Genomic DNA, 16,758 nt, shown 5'->3' on the forward strand with positions numbered 1-16,758 from the left:
GTGCCAACATTTTCGCCCAGCCTCGAAAAGGCGCTGCATCAGGCACTGACTTTTGCCAACGAGCGCCATCATGAATATGCGACGCTCGAGCACCTGCTGCTGGCATTGATCGATGATGCCGATGCGGCGGCCGTGATGGGCGCATGCAATGTAAATCTAGAAACGCTTCGCAAGACCGTGACGGACTATGTCGACAACGAATTGTCCAATCTGATCACCGGCTATGACGAAGATTCGAAGCCGACCGCCGGCTTCCAGCGCGTGATCCAGCGGGCCGTCATCCATGTGCAATCCTCCGGCCGCGAAGAGGTGACGGGAGCCAATGTGCTCGTCGCGATCTTCGCCGAGCGCGAGAGCCATGCGGCCTATTTCCTGCAGGAGCAGGAAATGACGCGCTACGATGCGGTGAATTTCATTTCGCACGGCATTGGCAAGCGGCCGGGCAGTTCGGAATCGCGGCCGGTGCGCGGCGCAGAGGACCAGGAATCGGAACAGAAGTCACCGCGCGAGAGCGAGGAAGCCAGTCCGAAAAAGCAGCAGGATGCGCTGACGGCCTACTGTGTCAACCTGAACGAAAAGGCCAAGTCCGGTAAGATCGATCCGCTGATCGGCCGGCACGCCGAGGTAAACCGGACCATCCAGGTCCTTTGCCGGAGGTCCAAGAACAACCCGCTCTATGTTGGCGACCCCGGCGTCGGCAAGACGGCGATCGCTGAAGGGCTTGCCAAGCGCATCGTCGAGAAGCAGGTGCCGGAGGCACTTCAGGACGCCACGATCTTTGCGCTCGACATGGGAACCCTGCTCGCCGGCACGCGCTATCGCGGCGATTTCGAAGAGCGGCTGAAGCAGGTCGTCAAGGAACTCGAGGACTATCCCGGCGCCGTCCTCTTCATCGACGAGATCCATACGGTGATCGGCGCCGGCGCGACCTCGGGCGGTGCGATGGATGCCTCCAACCTTCTGAAGCCGGCGCTCTCTTCCGGCTCGATCCGCTGCATCGGTTCGACCACCTACAAGGAGTATCGCCAGTTCTTCGAGAAGGACCGGGCGCTTGTCCGCCGTTTCCAGAAGATCGACGTCAACGAGCCGACGGTCGCCGACGCAATCGAGATCATGAGGGGGCTGAAGCCCTATTTCGAGGAGTATCACCACCTCAAATATTCGAACGATGCGATCAGGGCGGCCGTCGAGCTTTCGGCCCGCTACATCAATGACCGCAAGCTGCCGGACAAGGCGATCGACGTCATCGACGAATCGGGAGCGGCGCAGATGCTGTTGCCTGTCAGCAAGCGCCGCAAGCTGATCACCGAAAGGGAGATCGAGGCGACGGTCGCCACGATGGCGCGCATTCCGCCGAAGTCGGTGTCCAAGGACGACGAAGCCGTTCTCGCCAGTCTGGAGAAGGAACTTCGCTCGGTCGTCTATGGCCAGGATCTGGCGATCGAGGCACTCGCCTCGTCGATCAAGCTCGCACGCGCCGGGCTGCGGGAACCGAACAAGCCGATCGGCTGCTACGTGTTCACCGGCCCGACCGGTGTCGGCAAGACCGAAGTGGCGAAACAGCTGGCGACGTCGCTCGGCGTCGAACTGTTGCGCTTCGACATGTCGGAATATATGGAGCGGCATACGGTTTCCCGTCTGCTCGGCGCACCGCCCGGCTATGTCGGGTTTGACCAGGGCGGTCTCCTGACCGACGGCGTCGACCAGCATCCGCACTGCGTGCTGCTGCTCGACGAGATCGAGAAGGCCCATCCGGACCTCTTCAACATCCTTCTGCAGGTGATGGATCACGGCTCGCTGACCGACCACAACGGCAAGAAGATCGACTTCCGCAACGTCATCCTGATCATGACGACCAATGCAGGCGCCTCCGACATGGCGCGGCCGGCAATCGGTTTCGGCTCGTCGAAGCGCACCGGCGAGGACGTCGAAGCCCTGAATCGCCTGTTCACGCCGGAGTTCCGCAACCGTCTGGATGCGGTCATTCCGTTCAACTCGCTGCCCACGCCTGTCATTCATCAGGTCGTGCAGAAGTTCGTCATGCAGCTCGAGACGCAGCTGGCCGAGCGCAACGTCACCTTCGACCTCGCGCCGGAGGCGATCGCCTGGCTTGCGGACAAGGGCTACGACGAAAAGATGGGCGCACGGCCGCTGGCGCGCGTCATCCAGGAAAACATCAAGAAGCCGCTCGCCGACGAAATCCTCTTCGGCAAGCTCAAGAAGGGCGGCGTCGTCAAGGTGACGATCGGCACGAAGGAGGACGGTACCGAGGGGTTGCTCCTCGATGCCGTGCCCGAGACGGCACCGATCAAGCCGAAGGCGGAAGTGTCGCGGCCCGGCGGCAAGAACGTCAAGCCGAAGAAATCGGAGGTGGAAACCGTCGCTGCCGAGGCTGGGCCGAAATCGAAACCGAAGAAGTCCGCCAAGGCAGCTTCGGATGCGGTTCCGCTGAAGGGCAGAACGGTCCCCAAAGTCCCGCGCAAGAAATAGCGCAATCGCGATTTTCGCAGACGGTGCCGGGTGGCTTCACCCGGCACCGTCTTGTTGAGCGGGGCAGTCCCATTCCGCGTGATTTCCATGGATGATTTCGAAGACGAACGGTCAACGCTTGCCTGGTTTTTGACGGGCGCCCGGGGGATTTTCAGTCTTCCGGCCGTCATCCTGATGCTTTCCTTCGTCGGCTTTTGCTCGCTGACCGTTCAGGCCGGCATCCCGCCGGAGCAGGTCGTCTTCATGACCGGAATCGTCTGGGCCTTGCCGGCGAAGGTCATTCTCGTCAGCTCGATCCTGAGCGACGCGAGTCTTGCGACTGCGTTCCTGGCGGTTACTCTCTCATCGGTCCGCCTGATGCCGATGGTCGCGGCGCTCGTTCCGGAATTGCGCAGCTCGAAAACGCCGACCTGGCTGCTGCTCGTCCTGTCGCACTTCGTGGCCATCACCGCGTGGGTCTTCGCGATGGAGCGTGTACCGCAAGTGCCGCGCGACCATCGCGTCGCCTTCTTCGCCGGCTTCGGCATCACCCTGGTGGCGGCTAACATGGTGCTGGTCGGCATCGTCTATCATCTTGTCGCCGACTTTCCGCCGCTGGTGGCGGGCTGCCTCTTCTTCCTGACGCCGGTCTATTTTCTCACTTCGATCTGGCACTCGGCCCGACAGCCGGTCATCTATGTGGCGCTTGCGATCGGCCTCGTTGCGGGCCCGCTGTTCTACTGGATCGCACCGGAATTCGACATCCTCCTGGCCGGCGTCATAGGCGGCACGCTTGCCTGGGGCGCGGAGCGTTTCTGGCGTTCGCGACGGGAGGCGCGCCCGTGACCTGGACCGACGGATGGTGGGCCTACGCCTTCATTGCCGTAGCCGGCTGGCTCGCCACCGATCTCTGGCGCTGGCTCGGCGTGCTCGCCGGCAAGCGGCTTCGCGATGATTCGGAGGCATTGAATTGGGTGAGGGCGGTCGCGACCGCCCTGGTCGCCGCGGTGATCGCGAAGCTCATCCTCTATCCGACCGGGGTCCTCGCACAGTCGCCCCTGTGGCTGCGGCTCGGCGCCGTTGTCATCGGCGCAATCGCCTTCTTTCTCGCCCGGCAAAAGCCGGTCGCGGGCATCGCGACATCGATCGCGGTGCTCGCCATCGGGCTATGGTGGCTGGGGTTCTGACGGCAGGTCGTCTAGATCAGCGCCCGCCGGATCTTCTCGGCATTGGCTGCCAATAGCTCGCCATCCTCCATCTTCCCGGAATGCGGCTTCAGCGGAATGCCTTCCCGGCGCGGGATCACGTGGAAATGCAGGTGAAAGACGGATTGGCCGGCCGGCGGCTCGTTGAACTGCATGATCGTCACGCCGTCCGCGTCGAAAGCGTCCTTGGCGGCAATCGCGATCTTCTGGACAGTGGCGATGAGCGCCGGCAGGGTGGCGGCGTCCGCATCGAGAATGTTGCGCGATGGCGACTTCGGCAGGACGAGCACATGCCCTTCCGCCTGCGGCATGACGTCCATGAACGCCACCGTTGCGTCGTCCTCGTAGACCCGATGCGATGGAATTTCGCCGCGCAGGATCTTGGCGAAAATGTTGTTGGTGTCATAGCCGCTCATGTCGTTTCCTCTTGTCGGTTCGTCGCGGAAGTTCGCTTTTGGTCAATGTTGTTGGCGCTCACCCTTGCGGAAAGGCCCGTGCTCGGCAAGGAATTCGCCGGTTTCTTCGACGTCGCGGCGCTCCCGTTCGAGATAATCCGCGACCGCCCTTGCCAGACCTGGATGGGTGATGAAATGGGCGGAATGGGTCGTGACCGGCATGTAGCCGCGCGCCAACTTGTGCTCGCCCTGCGCGCCCGCTTCGACGCGCCTCAGCCCTCTGGCGATCGCGAAGTCGATTGCCTGGTGATAGCAGACTTCAAAATGCAGGAAGGGATGGTCCTCGATACAGCCCCAATGGCGCCCGTAGAGCGCATCGCCGCCGATGAAATTGATCGCGCCGGCGATATATCGGCCGCCGCGCTTGGCCATGACCAATAGAATGTCGTCTGCCATCCGCTCGCCGATGAGCGAATAGAAGGCGCGGGTCAGATAGGGCCGGCCCCATTTGCGTCCGCCGGTATCCATGTAAAAAGCGAAGAACTGGTCCCAGATGGCTTCGGTAAGATCGCGGCCCGTCAGCCAGTCGATGGTAATTCCATTTTCGACGGCTGTCCGACGCTCCTTCTTCAGCGCTTTGCGCTTTCGCGACGCAAGCGTGGCGAGGAAGTCGTCGTGCGAGCCGTAGCCTTCATTGATGAAATGGAATTGCTGGTCCATCCGGTGCAGAAACCCGGATCGTTCGAAGCTCGGCATTTCCTCAGGGGGGACGAAGGTGACGTGGGCAGAGGAGACGCCGTGACGGCGCGAGAGTTCCTTGAGGCCGGCGGCAAGCGCCTCGCGCACCGGGAGCGGATCGCCGCCCGCGGCGCTGAGCAGGCGTGGCCCAGCCACCGGCGTGAACGGCACGCAACATTGCAGCTTCGGATAGTAGCGGCCGCCGGCCTGTTCGAAGGCGTTTGCCCATCCATGGTCGAAGACATATTCGCCCTGGCTATGGTTCTTCATGTAGCAGACAAGGGCGCCGCGCAGGAAGCCATCGGCATCCTCCATCAAGAGATGCTGACCGAGCCAACCCGTCTCCGCCGTCGCCGAGCCCGACTCCTCGAGCGCCGACAGATAGGCGTGCGAGACGAAGGGATTATAGGCCGTGACGGGGAAGTCTTTCGAGGCGCCGGCAAGCCTGTTCCAGCTCGTCGGCGGGATCGAAGTGAACGAATGTTCTATGCGGATGTTGATCGCGTCTGACATGCGCCTAGGAAATCATGGTCTCCCTGGGATCGAAACCCTCGAACGTCATCTGATCGGCGTGGGCGAAGGTGTGCTCCTGCGCTCGGCCGTCCCGCACCGTCCAGGTGATGATGGTACGGCCGAGGGCTCGCTCCTTGGTTACGAAGGGGTTCGGCAGATCGCCGTAGAAATAGGAGATGAAATCGAGCCCGAGCTGCATGGCCTCCTCGTGCATGAAGAATTTTTCCGGATTGGCGCCGTCAGCGGTAAGGCCGAGCGGATAAGGGGCGTCGAGCGCCTTCAGATCCTTGAGCAGCCAGTGATCGAAGCTCATCAGCGCGACCGGTCCCTTGTACCCCTCGAGCGTGTCGAGCACGGCCGCCGCAAAACCCTCGTCGTCATCTTTGCGGCCCTTGAGTTCGAGGACGAGCGGCACCCGTCCGTCGACGAGACGGAGCATCTGCGTGAGCGTCGGCACCTTGTCCTTCGTGCCGCCGATCGACAATAGGCCGAGCTCGCCGGCGGTCTTCGCCCGCACGTCCCCCCTAATGCCGCAAAGACGCTGAAGGTCGTGGTCGTGGAAGACGACCGGAACGCTATCCGATGTAAACTGCAGATCGCATTCGATCGCAAAGCCTGCTTCTGCGGCGCGGGAGAAGGCTGAGAGTGTATTTTCCCAGACTTCTCGGTTCATGTCGTGGTAACCGCGATGGGCGATCGGCTGGGCTTTGAGCCAGGAAATATCCTTCATGGAGCGTCCCTGATCAGGCGATTTCGAGGATGGCGTCGATTTCGACGGCCGCGTTGAAGGGCAGGGACGCCATGCCGACGGCAGCGCGCGCATGCTTGCCGGCTTCGCCGAGCACGGCGGCAAGGAAGTTCGACGCGCCGTTGATGACGAGGTGTTGTTCGGTGAACTCCGGAACGGAGGCGACGAAGCCGTTGATCTTCACGAGCCGGCGAATGCGTCCGAGATCGCCGCCAAGAGCGGCTTTGGCCTGGGCCAGGATGTTGACTGCGCAGAGTTCGGCGGCGCGCTGCGCGGCCGCGACGTCGACATCCTTGCCGACATGGCCAGTCACAGCGACCTTGCCTGCTTCCATGGGCAGTTGGCCGGAGATGTAGAGCGTCGAGCCGGTAATGACGTAAGGCACATAATTCGCGACCGGCGCCACCGCCTCTGGAATGACGATGCCAAGTTCGTTGAGACGCGTTTCGATCTCTGCGGACATGGAAGGCTCCCTTGTTGTCTTTTGTGATAAAATCCTGCATGCAAAACAGGATCGTGACAGGCACGGAACGGATCTGCCTCGCTTCTGCCGAATGTTTGTTTATCCCATTGCCGGCGAGTCCAACAGGAGGAAACGGATGTTTCGTAAAGGCTTCGGTCGTCTCACACTGGGGAGCGCCTGTCTCGCCGCCGTGACCGTCGCGGGCGCTGCGCACGCGAGCGCACTGGCACCGCACCGCGCCGTCTACGATCTTGAACTGAAAAATGCCTCCGATCGCTCCGGCATCACCGGCATGTATGGACGCATGGTCTATGAGTTCAACGGGTCGGCCTGCGAGGGATATACGGTGAGCTTCCGCTTCGTCACCCAGGTCGACACCGGCGAGGAAGTTCGCCTGACCGACCAGCAGACCACCACCTACGAGGACATGAAGAACAGGAGTTTCCGCTTCCTCACCCGCTCCTTTACCGATGAGAAGCTGGACAAGGAGGTGCGCGGAAGCGCTCACGACGACAAGTCCGGTGTCAAGGTCGAACTCACCGCGCCCGACAAGCGCGAAGTGGCTCTGGCCCAGAGCCGGTTCCCGACCGAGCATATGCTGGAGGTGATCGAGCGGGCCAAGCGCGGCGAGACGCTTTTTGAATCCCGTATCTTCGATGGCTCCGATTCGGGCGACAAGACGCTGATCACCTCTACCTTCGTCGGCAAGCCGGGCAAGCCCACGTCCGACGATGCGGACGCCGGAAAGGCAGGGAAGCTCGCCGGCGAAAGCTATTGGCCGGTGACGATATCCTACTTCAACGACGAGGCGAGCGGCGATGCGCTGCCCATCTACCGCATGTCCTTCAAGCTTTACGAGAATGGCGTCACGCGCGACCTGACGATGGACTACGGCGACTTCGTGCTTTCCGGTAAGCTTGCCGATCTCGAAGTCTTCAATGCGGAAGAGTGCAAGTAGCGCCTGTCACCCGAACTGTGCAGCGGATTCGGGGCAAAGACATGCGACACGCTCTAGACAGCGGTAAAAAACAGACTTCCTGCCTTGATTTATCGGGCAGTTGCAGCTAAGGGGCTGACCATTCCACACGTGAGGCATGGGATTTTCCGGGAGAAATCCGGATTGTTCCGCCGGTGGGCGCATCAAGATGCGCTCGACGCCTTGCGGAGGTTCAACCGGAAAAGGAGAAAAAGGCATGGCATTGCCTGACTTTACCATGCGCCAGCTTCTCGAAGCAGGCGTGCACTTCGGTCACCAGACGCACCGCTGGAACCCGAAGATGAAGCCGTACATCTTCGGCGATCGTAACAACGTTCACATCATCGACCTCGCCCAGACCGTGCCGCTGCTGTCGCGCGCCCTGCAGGTCGTCAGCGACACCGTTGCCAATGGCGGCCGCGTGCTCTTCGTCGGCACCAAGCGCCAGGCGTCCGAGATCATCGCCGACGCTGCAAAGCGCTCTGCCCAGTATTACGTCAATGCCCGCTGGCTCGGCGGCATGATGACCAACTGGAAGACGATCTCGAACTCGATCCAGCGCCTGCGCAAGCTCGACGAAATCCTCGCTTCGGAAGCCTCCGGCTTCACGAAGAAGGAGCGCCTGAACCTCGAGCGCGAGCGCGAGAAGCTGAACCGCGCCCTCGGCGGTATCCGCGACATGGGCGGCACGCCGGACCTGATGTTCATCATCGACACCAACAAGGAATCGATCGCGATCGAAGAAGCCAAGCGCCTTGGCATTCCGGTCGTTGCCGTCATCGATTCCAACTGCGATCCGGACCAGATCGACTATCCGATCCCCGGCAATGACGATGCGTCGCGTGCGGTCGCTCTCTATTGCGATCTCATCGCCCGTGCCGCCATCGACGGCATCGCCCGCCAGCAGGGCGCTTCCGGTCGTGATCTCGGCGCAGCCGAAGAGGCTCCGGTCGAGCCGGCTCTCGACGAATCGTCCGAAGCCTGATCGGGCGTCCGGCAGCCTACCGCGCCGTGCGTCTCTTCAGACGCACAAAGGTCGCTGTAGCACTTTGAATTGCTGCATGTTTTTGTCCTTGAATCGGCTAGGATTTAAGGAAACATGCAGTAAGCTGTCGCACCCAGGAAATAGCGGGACGAGGCCGTTTGTGATGAAAATCTGAACGGCCTTGTTCTTTTCAGCAAGGAATGGTGCCGGGACTACCCTTACCCGCGCAAGCATCGAATGACGGCGTCATAACGATGTCACAGTGAAGGGCCATTCCCTGCCAAACCCACTGGCACGGCGCCATTCGCGGTTGGCGCGCCAGCGAAACAGACAAGAGGCAACAAGATGACTGTTACTGCCGCAATGGTGAAGGAACTGCGCGAAAAGACGGGCGCAGGCATGATGGATTGCAAAAAGGCCCTTGCCGAGACCAACGGCGACATGGAAGCTGCCATCGACTGGCTGCGCGCCAAGGGCATTGCCAAGGCCGACAAGAAGTCCGGCCGCACGGCGGCCGAAGGCCTCATCGGCATCGCCAGCGCCGGCAACACGGCCGTCGTCGTCGAAATCAACTCCGAAACCGACTTCGTGGCCCGCAACGATGCTTTCCAGGACCTGGTTCGCGGCGTCGCTAATGTCGCGCTTGGCACCGACGGCACCGTAGGGGCCGTCGCCAAGGCGACCTATCCGGCGACCGGAAAATCTGTTGAGGATTCCATCAAGGATGCGATCGCAACGATCGGCGAAAACATGACGCTGCGCCGCGCCGCCTTGCTAAAGGTCGAGGACGGCGTGGTTGCGACCTACATCCACAACGCGGCTGGCGACGGTATCGGCAAGCTCGGTGTTCTGGTCGCGCTGAAGTCGACTGGCGACAAGGAAGCGCTGAATGCGATCGGCCGTCAGATTGCGATGCATGTTGCTGCGACCAACCCGCTCGCCGTTCGTCCGAGCGAGATCGACCCGGCCGTCGCCGAGCGTGAGCGCAACGTCTTCATCGAACAGTCGCGCGCTTCCGGCAAGCCGGACAACATCATCGAGAAGATGGTCGACGGCCGCATGCGCAAGTTCTTCGAAGAAGTCGCGCTTCTGTCGCAGGCTTTCGTCATGAACCCCGACCAGACCGTCGAGGCAGCCATCAAGGATGCCGAGAAGACCGTCGGTGCACCGATCGAGGTTGCCGGTATCGCGCGCCTGCTGCTCGGCGAAGGCGTTCAGAAGGAAGAATCCGATTTCGCGGCGGAAGTTGCGGCGGCCGCAAAGGCTTGATTTCTTCTTTCCGATTGGGAAAAGCTGGGGGCATCGCGTGACAACGCGGTGCCCTTCGTGTATCCGGCATGCGTTATTGCGGCGGACCCGCCCGGGCTGTGCCAGGTCGGTCGATACCACGCAAGACGATTTGTCCTCACGCCGCTGTGCGCGTCTGTCGCATGCGTGCCGATCTGCTCAGGAGTGATGATGTCGGCCAAGCCAATCTACACGCGCGTTCTTCTCAAAGCCTCCGGTGAAGCCTTGATGGGAAGCCAGGGCTTCGGCATCGATGTGGCCGTGGCCGATCGGATCGCCTCGGACATTGCCGAGGCGCGAGCCATGGGTGTCGAAGTCGGCGTCGTCGTCGGCGGCGGCAACATCTTCCGCGGCGTCGCCGTCGCCTCGAAGGGCGGCGACCGGGTGACCGGCGACCACATGGGCATGCTGGCGACCGTCATCAATGCGCTTGCGCTCGCGACCTCGCTGCGCAAGCTGGATATCGATACGGTCGTGCTGTCGGCGATCGCCATGCCGGAGATCTGCGAGAGCTTCTCGCAGCGCGCCACGCTCTATCACCTTTCGCTCGGCCGGGTCGTGATCTTCGCCGGTGGCACCGGCAATCCCTTCTTCACCACGGACTCCGCAGCGGCGCTCCGCGCGGCGGAAATGGGGGCGCAGGCGATCTTCAAGGGCACGCAGGTCGACGGGATTTATTCCGCCGATCCGAAGAAGGACCCATCCGCGACGCGCTTCGATCGCCTGACCCACAGCGAGGTCCTCGAGAAGGGGCTCGCCGTCATGGACATTGCCGCAGTGGCGCTGGCGCGGGAAAATGCCATTCCGATCGTCGTATTCTCGATCCATGAGAAAGGTGGCTTCGCGGACATATTGACCGGCGGCGGTCGCGCCACCATCGTGTCGGATAATAATTGATAATCTGCAGAGGCCCAAACGGCCCTCGAGATGAAGAATGGGAGTCTGAACTATGAGTGAAGGTGTGGATCTGAAGGAATTGAAGCGCCGCATGGACGGAGCGATCGCCGCATTCAAGCACGACATCGCGTCGCTGCGCACCGGCCGCGCATCCGCGAACGTTCTCGATCCGGTGACTGTCGAAGCCTACGGTTCGCGCATGCCGCTGAACCAGGTCGCGAACATCACGGTACCGGAGTCGCGGATGCTCTCGGTTTCCGTCTGGGACAAGTCCATGGTCGGTGCTGTCGATCGGGCGATACGGGAGTCCAATCTTGGTCTCAACCCGATCATCGATGGGCAGAATCTGCGCATTCCGCTGCCGGAACTGAACGAGGAGCGGCGCAAATCCCTGGTCAAGGTCGCGCACGACTATGCAGAGAAGAGCAAAGTCGCGGCGCGTCACGTCCGGCGCGATGGCATGGACGGTCTGAAAAAAGCCGAAAAGGATGGCGAGATCAGCCAGGACGAGGGCCGCGCTCAGTCCGAGCGGGTGCAAAAGATGACCGACGAAGTGATTTCCGAAATCGACCGCTTGCTCGCGGAGAAGGAAAAGGAAATCATGCAGGTCTGACCGCGGAAAATCGAGTCTCTAGTTTCGGACGGCCCATGCAAGAATTCGTTTCCACAAACGTGCCGGCTCACGTCGCCATCATCATGGACGGCAACGGTCGTTGGGCGAACGCGCGTGGATTGCCCCGGACGATGGGCCACCGCAAGGGCGTCGAGGCCGTACGCGGTGCCGTCAAGACGGCTGCTGAGCTCGGCATCCGCTATCTGACGCTCTTCGCGTTTTCCTCCGAGAACTGGAGCAGGCCGGAAGACGAGGTCAGCGACCTCATGGGCTTGCTCAAGGCGTTTATTCGGCGGGATCTCGCGGATCTTCATCGCGAGAACGTCCGTATCCGCGTCATCGGCGATCGCGCTAATTTGAGCGGCGACATCCTGCCGCTCCTGATCGAGGCCGAGGAGACGACGAGCGCCAACACCGGGATCACATTGGTGATCGCCTTCAACTACGGCGCACGCGACGAACTGGCGAGAGCGATGCGGCGTCTCGCAGAAGAGGTGGCCGCCGGCCGCCTTCGTCCGGACGATATTACCGCCGGCCGGATCGCGGCGACGCTCGACACCGCAGGTATACCCGACCCGGATCTCATTCTTCGAACGAGTGGCGAGGAGCGCCTTTCCAACTTTCTGCTTTGGCAGGGGGCCTATTCCGAATTGCTGTTCATTCCCGAACTTTGGCCGGATTTCACGCGCGATACATTCATCGCCGCCATCGAGAAATACGCCTCCCGCGAACGCCGATTCGGCGGGCTGTCGCAACCGACTCTGGCGGTCGGGTCCTGATGCAGAGAGAACTCAAGCTGCGCATTGCATCGGGCCTCGTGCTCGCGGCGATAACACTCGGCGCCACCTGGGCGGGCGGCTTCGCCTTCCAGCTTCTGTCTGTCGCAATCGGCCTGCTCGTCTACTACGAATGGTCGATGATCACGAAGCTTGCCGAGCGGGATTTCCAGGGCAATGCCGTGGGCTGGCTTGCGCAGGTCGTCATCGCCGCCCTGGTGCTGATGGACTACATGCCCTACAGCCTGCCGGTGCTCGGCGGCAGCTTGGTCCTTTCGGGTCTCTGGGTGTTGCTCAAGAAGACGAGTTGGTGGCTGCCGGCTGGTGTCGCCTATGCCGGACTGACGAGCATATCGCTGGCGGCCATCCGTGGTGCGGATTACCTGGGCCTCATTGCCATGCTCTTCGTGTTCGCCGTCGTCTGGGGAACGGATATCTTCGCCTATTTCGTCGGGCGGGCGGTCGGCGGTCCGAAACTGGCCCCTGCGATTTCGCCCGGCAAGACTTGGTCGGGGGCGATCGGTGGCGCGGTTTGCGGTGTTCTCGCGGGCGTCGCTGTCTTCATGGCGCATTTCTCGCTCGACGAGGTGCGTCTCCCGGTCGTGGCGCTGTTGCTCTCTGTTGCCAGCCAGATCGGGGACCTTTTCGAATCCTTCGTGAAGCGCCGCTTCGGCGTCAAGGATTCCGGCCGACTGATCCCTGGACACGGCGGCGTCATGGACCGAGTTGACGGGTTGATTTTCGCCAGTGTCGCGGCGCTGCTTCTGGTCCTGGTTCAGCTCCTGCTTGGTGGCGGAACGAACGAGAACTTCGCTTCCGTCCTGTTGGGACTGTAACCAGGAAGCCTCACGCTTTTGTCATCACATCCGGGGCTGCTGCATAGTTTCTTAAACACCACTAGAAATCAGCGTAAGATCGCGCGGCAATCCGAAGTCTGACGGCGGCGACAACAGCGGATGCGATAGGAATCGATATGAGCCTTCTGCTTGACAATCTGCAATACACCATTCCCACCTTCCTGTTCCTCCTGACACTGCTGGTCTTCGTCCATGAAATGGGGCACTACCTCGTAGGTCGCTGGTCCGGCATTCGCATCGTCGCCTTCTCCGTCGGCTTCGGCCCGGAACTCTTCGGCTGGACGGATCGCCTCGGAACGAGATGGAAGTTCTGTGCAATTCCGCTTGGCGGCTATGTGAAATTCTTCGGCGACGAGGATGCGGCAAGCACGCCCGACTACCGGCGGCTGGAAACGATAAAACCGGAAGAGCGCGCCCGGACCTTCCTCGGCGCCAAGCTGTGGAAGCGGGCGGCAACTGTCGCGGCCGGGCCGATCGCCAACTTTCTCCTGGCAATTGCGATCTTTGCCGTCCTCTTTTCGATCTACGGCCGCGCCGTCGCCGATCCGGTGGTGGCATTCGTGGCACCTGGCAGTGCAGCCGAAAAGGCCGGCGTCCTGCCGGGCGACAGGTTGATCTCGATCGACGGCAAGCGGATCGCCACCTTCGACGACGTTCGCCGTTACGTCAGTGTTCGCCCGGAACTGCCGATCAAGGTGCGTATCGATCGTGCCGGTGCGGTCGTCGACCTCGACATGGTGCCGCAACGCACCGAATCGGTCGACCCGCTCGGCAACAAGGTCGAGGAAGGAAAGATCGGCATCGGTACGAATCAAGAGGCCGGCAACTTCCGCGTCGAGACCTATGGCCCCCTCGAAGCGGTCGGGCAGGGCGCCTTGCAGAGCTGGAGGATCGTCACCGGTACGTTCGATTATTTATCGAATTTGTTCGTCGGCCGGATGAACGCCGACCAGGTGGGCGGGCCTATCCGTATCGCACAGATGTCCGGACAGATGGCAAAGCTCGGCATTGCCGAAGTGCTCAATTTTGCCGCGGTGCTCTCGGTTTCGATAGGATTGCTTAACCTCATGCCGGTTCCGGTTCTTGATGGCGGCCATCTCATGTTCTATGCGGTCGAGGCGCTGCGCGGCAAACCGGTCGGCCCGGCGGCCCAGGAACTCGCGTTCCGGATCGGCTTTGCCATGGTGCTGATGCTCACCGTCTTTGCCGCCTGGAACGACATCAACTGGCTGTTCGGTTAGCATTGCGGGCGCGAATGAGGGGATACGAACTTTCAGGAAAGCTGTGAACGAGCGCGTTTCACAAGCTTGCTTTGCAACGATTTGTTTACGATAACGCAACGCCGTAGTGGCTGTTAAGCCACGGTTCGAATTGAAGTAAACAGAAATTAACGAGCTGGCTTGCTTGTATGGGAAAAGCGGGTAAAACGGCAACCGTGACCGGAGTCGGTACGAAATTGCCGCGGGACGTTGGAAAAAGGTAAGAATTGCAATGAAAGCTGGTTCAAGGTTTTTGAACGCGGTGTCGGCGTTTGCGCTGTCGGCAAGCATGGTTGCGACAGGAACCGGTGCGGCGCTGGTTGCGAGCGCGTCGGTCGCACAAGCCGCGGTCATCAACCGTGTTGAAGTGCGTGGTGCCACGCGTGTCAGCCCGGAAACCGTTCGCGCGAACATAACTATTGTCCCCGGCAGGACCTTCAGCAACGCGGATATCGACGCTTCGGTGAAGCGCCTTTATGCAACCGGCTATTTCTCCGATGTCAGCATCAGCGTATCCGGCGGCACGCTCGTCGTGAACGTCAGCGAGAATCAGCTCGTCAACCAGGTCGTCTTCAACGGTAACCGCAAGATCAAGGACGATAAGCTCCAGGGTGTCGTCCGCACGCAGCCGCTCGGTCCCTACAGCGAAGCGACGGTCGAGACCGATATCCAGGCCATCAAGGATGCCTATGCCGCCATCGGCCGCAGCGACGTCACCGTGACGACGCAGGTCGTTCCGATCGCCGAAGGCCGCGTCAACCTCGCCTTCGTCATCAACGAAGGCGAGCGCACGAAGATCACGCAGATCAATTTCGTAGGCAACGAGGCCTACAGTGACGGTCGCCTGCAGTCGGTGATTGCGACCAAGGAGTCCGGAATCTTTTCGTTCCTGACACGCAAGGACGTCTACAACCCCGATAAGCTCCGCGCCGACGAAGAACTGCTCCGCCAGTTCTACTACAATCGCGGCTTTGCCGACTTCCGCATCATTTCGTCCGAAGCGACGCTCAATGAAGCGTCCAACGAATACACGGTGACGATCACCGTCGAGGAAGGGCCGCGCTACGACTTCGGCGCGATCAATGTCGAATCGACCGTCGAAGGCGTCAATGCCGAGGAGTTGAAGGGCCTCGTTCAGAGCCATCAAGGTTCGGTCTACAAGGCCAAGGACATCCAGGACACGATGAGCGCGATCTCCAAGCGTGTCGCCTCGGCGGGCTATCCCTTCGCCCGCGTGACGCCGCGCGGCAACCGCGATCTCGCCAATCACACGATCGCCGTCGACTATCTCGTCGACCAGGGCGAGCGTGCCTATGTCGAGCGCATCGAGATCCGCGGCAATACCCGCACGCGCGATTATGTCATTCGTCGCGAATTCGATGTCGGCGAAGGCGACGCCTTCAACCAGGAAATGATCGCGCGCGCCAAGCGCCGGCTTGAAGCCCTCGGTTATTTCTCGACAGTCAACATCACGACCGAGCCGGGCAGCGCGGCTGACCGCGTCGTCGTCGTTGTCGACGTGCAGGACCAGTCGACTGGCTCGTTCGGCATCGGCGCCGGCTATGCGGCCGGCAGCGGCGGCGGCTTCCTCGTCGAAGCCTCGATCGAGGAAAAGAATTTCCTTGGTCGCGGTCAATATATCCGCTTGGCCGCCGGCAAGGGCGAAGACAGCCAGACCTACAATGTCTCGTTCACGGAACCGTACTTCCTCGGCTACCGACTGGCTGCGGGCTTCGACCTCTTCAAGAACGAGCACGACTACGACGACGATCACTACAGCTACAACGACCAGGGCTTCAGCCTGCGCGTTACGGCGCCGATCACCGAGAACCTGTCGACGACGCTGCGTTACAACTACACAGAGCTTGAATATTTCGGCGATCAGGACGAACTGTCGTCGCCTTACGACCGCGTGATCGACGGCAGCCCCTGGACGCGTTCGTCCGTATCGCAGTCGGTCACCTATAACACGCTGGATGACGCGCAACTGCCGCACGAGGGTATCCTCGCATCGGTGACGCAGGAGTTCGCCGGCCTTGGCGGCACGTCCGATTTCTACAAGCTCACAGGTAAGGCCAAGTGGTATTACACGGTGAACGACGAAGCGGACATCATTGCCTCGCTCGCCGGTAGCGCCGGGCACCTGTTCAAGACCTCGGGTTCGATGGAAGTCTTCGACCAGTTCCAGCTGGGCAGCAACGACATTCGCGGCTTCGAGCGCAACGGTATCGGTCCGCGCGCCAACAATGGCGATGCGCTGGGCGGCACGACCTATTTCACCGCCTCGGCCGAGGCGTCGTTCCCGCTGCCAGGCATTCCGCGTGACAGCGGCTTCCGCGGTGCCTTCTTCGTTGATGCGGGCACGCTGTACGGCAACGACGTAGCGCTGACCGGAGCGGGCGAATTCGCCCGCGGTACGGACGCCTCCTTGCGCGCTTCCGTCGGTGTCAGCCTGATCTGGGCTTCGCCGTTCGGTCCGCTTCGCGTCGATTACGCAGTGCCGGTTGCAAAGGAAGACTTCGACGAGATCCAGAACTTCAAGTTTGGTATCAACTCGTCGTTCTGATAAGTGCAGTC

Annotated in this window: 16 protein-coding genes; 12 read left to right on the forward strand and 4 right to left on the reverse strand. The window is 61.4% G+C overall.

The features are described 5' to 3' along the window. The 3 genes from clpA to USDA257_RS17175 all read left to right on the forward strand — a co-directional run bounded on the left by clpA (position 1) and on the right by USDA257_RS17175 (position 3,656). Entirely contained in the window at positions 1–2,490 is a 2,490-nt protein-coding gene (gene clpA / locus USDA257_RS17165; protein ID WP_014764226.1) for an ATP-dependent Clp protease ATP-binding subunit ClpA, read from the forward strand. An 87-nt stretch (positions 2,491–2,577) separates the two neighbouring features. Next, a complete protein-coding gene (locus tag USDA257_RS17170) occupies positions 2,578–3,315 on the forward strand; it encodes an AzlC family ABC transporter permease (RefSeq protein ID WP_014764227.1) in 738 nt (245 codons plus the stop codon). Beyond that, the gene (locus USDA257_RS17175; protein ID WP_014764228.1) at positions 3,312–3,656 is read left to right on the forward strand and encodes an AzlD domain-containing protein; all 345 of its coding nucleotides are present in this window, start codon (positions 3,312–3,314) and stop codon (positions 3,654–3,656) included. Before USDA257_RS17170 ends, USDA257_RS17175 begins: the two co-directional genes overlap by 4 nt. 11 nt (positions 3,657–3,667) lie before the next feature. Here USDA257_RS17175 and USDA257_RS17180 read toward each other — a convergent pair whose 3' ends face one another. Genes USDA257_RS17180 through USDA257_RS17195 form a run of 4 tightly spaced genes read right to left on the reverse strand, consistent with a single transcriptional unit; the run spans position 3,668 to position 6,531 of the window. Continuing rightward, positions 3,668–4,090 carry an HIT family protein gene (locus USDA257_RS17180; RefSeq protein WP_014764229.1) on the reverse strand — a complete coding sequence of 141 codons (423 nt, stop codon included), beginning with the start codon at positions 4,088–4,090 and terminating at the stop codon, positions 3,668–3,670. A gap of 42 nt (positions 4,091–4,132) precedes the next feature. After that, positions 4,133–5,320: a GNAT family N-acetyltransferase gene (locus USDA257_RS17185; RefSeq protein ID WP_014764230.1), complete on the reverse strand. Its 1,188-nt coding sequence runs from the start codon at positions 5,318–5,320 to the stop codon at positions 4,133–4,135. A gap of 4 nt (positions 5,321–5,324) precedes the next feature. Next, positions 5,325–6,050 (reverse strand): glycerophosphodiester phosphodiesterase, encoded by a 726-nt coding sequence (locus USDA257_RS17190; protein WP_014764231.1) that lies wholly within the window; start codon positions 6,048–6,050, stop codon positions 5,325–5,327. 13 nt (positions 6,051–6,063) lie between these two features. Next, positions 6,064–6,531, reverse strand: coding sequence for a RidA family protein (locus USDA257_RS17195; protein ID WP_014764232.1), 468 nt, complete (start codon positions 6,529–6,531; stop codon positions 6,064–6,066). Between the two features lie 136 nt (positions 6,532–6,667). Here USDA257_RS17195 and USDA257_RS17200 point away from each other — a divergent pair, with 136 nt between their 5' ends. The 9 genes from USDA257_RS17200 (at position 6,668) to bamA (ending at position 16,747) form a co-directional block, all read left to right on the forward strand. Next, positions 6,668–7,489, forward strand: coding sequence for a cell envelope integrity EipB family protein (locus USDA257_RS17200; protein ID WP_014764233.1), 822 nt, complete (start codon positions 6,668–6,670; stop codon positions 7,487–7,489). A 235-nt stretch (positions 7,490–7,724) separates the two neighbouring features. After that, entirely contained in the window at positions 7,725–8,492 is a 768-nt protein-coding gene (rpsB, locus tag USDA257_RS17205) for a 30S ribosomal protein S2 (protein ID WP_014764234.1), read from the forward strand. A gap of 345 nt (positions 8,493–8,837) precedes the next feature. Next, on the forward strand, positions 8,838–9,761 hold the full coding sequence (tsf, locus tag USDA257_RS17210; RefSeq protein ID WP_014764235.1) for a translation elongation factor Ts: 924 nt from the start codon (positions 8,838–8,840) through the stop codon (positions 9,759–9,761). A gap of 189 nt (positions 9,762–9,950) precedes the next feature. Beyond that, entirely contained in the window at positions 9,951–10,676 is a 726-nt protein-coding gene (gene pyrH / locus USDA257_RS17215) for a UMP kinase (RefSeq protein WP_014764236.1), read from the forward strand. A 52-nt stretch (positions 10,677–10,728) separates the two neighbouring features. After that, positions 10,729–11,289: a ribosome recycling factor gene (gene frr, locus USDA257_RS17220; RefSeq protein ID WP_014764237.1), complete on the forward strand. Its 561-nt coding sequence runs from the start codon at positions 10,729–10,731 to the stop codon at positions 11,287–11,289. 35 nt (positions 11,290–11,324) lie between these two features. After that, entirely contained in the window at positions 11,325–12,068 is a 744-nt protein-coding gene (locus USDA257_RS17225) for an isoprenyl transferase (protein ID WP_014764238.1), read from the forward strand. Further along, positions 12,068–12,901, forward strand: a complete 834-nt coding sequence (locus USDA257_RS17230) for a phosphatidate cytidylyltransferase (RefSeq protein WP_014764239.1) — start codon at positions 12,068–12,070, stop codon at positions 12,899–12,901. Before USDA257_RS17225 ends, USDA257_RS17230 begins: the two co-directional genes overlap by 1 nt. Before the next feature lie 137 nt (positions 12,902–13,038). Next, on the forward strand, positions 13,039–14,163 hold the full coding sequence (gene rseP / locus USDA257_RS17235; protein ID WP_014764240.1) for an RIP metalloprotease RseP: 1,125 nt from the start codon (positions 13,039–13,041) through the stop codon (positions 14,161–14,163). Positions 14,164–14,413: 250 nt separating this feature from the next. Then, entirely contained in the window at positions 14,414–16,747 is a 2,334-nt protein-coding gene (bamA, locus tag USDA257_RS17240) for an outer membrane protein assembly factor BamA (RefSeq protein ID WP_014764241.1), read from the forward strand. Positions 16,748–16,758 lie beyond the last annotated feature (11 nt).

The organism is Sinorhizobium fredii USDA 257 (genome assembly GCF_000265205.3).
GTDB classification, from domain to species: domain Bacteria; phylum Pseudomonadota; class Alphaproteobacteria; order Rhizobiales; family Rhizobiaceae; genus Sinorhizobium; species Sinorhizobium fredii_B.

Excerpts from the sequence above, each read along its gene's own strand:
- pyrH (WP_014764236.1), top strand. The coding sequence starts at position 9,951 with ATGTCGGCCAAGCCAATCTACACGCGCGTTCTTCTCAAAGCCTCCGGT.
- USDA257_RS17180 (WP_014764229.1), bottom strand. The coding sequence starts at position 4,090 with ATGAGCGGCTATGACACCAACAACATTTTCGCCAAGATCCTGCGCGGC.
- USDA257_RS17225 (WP_014764238.1), top strand. The coding sequence starts at position 11,325 with ATGCAAGAATTCGTTTCCACAAACGTGCCGGCTCACGTCGCCATCATC.
- USDA257_RS17185 (WP_014764230.1), bottom strand. The coding sequence starts at position 5,320 with ATGTCAGACGCGATCAACATCCGCATAGAACATTCGTTCACTTCGATC.
- USDA257_RS17190 (WP_014764231.1), bottom strand. The coding sequence starts at position 6,050 with ATGAAGGATATTTCCTGGCTCAAAGCCCAGCCGATCGCCCATCGCGGT.
- USDA257_RS17230 (WP_014764239.1), top strand. The coding sequence starts at position 12,068 with ATGCAGAGAGAACTCAAGCTGCGCATTGCATCGGGCCTCGTGCTCGCG.
- USDA257_RS17200 (WP_014764233.1), top strand. The coding sequence starts at position 6,668 with ATGTTTCGTAAAGGCTTCGGTCGTCTCACACTGGGGAGCGCCTGTCTC.
- USDA257_RS17170 (WP_014764227.1), top strand. The coding sequence starts at position 2,578 with ATGGATGATTTCGAAGACGAACGGTCAACGCTTGCCTGGTTTTTGACG.
- rpsB (WP_014764234.1), top strand. The coding sequence starts at position 7,725 with ATGGCATTGCCTGACTTTACCATGCGCCAGCTTCTCGAAGCAGGCGTG.
- USDA257_RS17195 (WP_014764232.1), bottom strand. The coding sequence starts at position 6,531 with ATGTCCGCAGAGATCGAAACGCGTCTCAACGAACTTGGCATCGTCATT.
- tsf (WP_014764235.1), top strand. The coding sequence starts at position 8,838 with ATGACTGTTACTGCCGCAATGGTGAAGGAACTGCGCGAAAAGACGGGC.
- bamA (WP_014764241.1), top strand. The coding sequence starts at position 14,414 with ATGAAAGCTGGTTCAAGGTTTTTGAACGCGGTGTCGGCGTTTGCGCTG.
- rseP (WP_014764240.1), top strand. The coding sequence starts at position 13,039 with ATGAGCCTTCTGCTTGACAATCTGCAATACACCATTCCCACCTTCCTG.
- frr (WP_014764237.1), top strand. The coding sequence starts at position 10,729 with ATGAGTGAAGGTGTGGATCTGAAGGAATTGAAGCGCCGCATGGACGGA.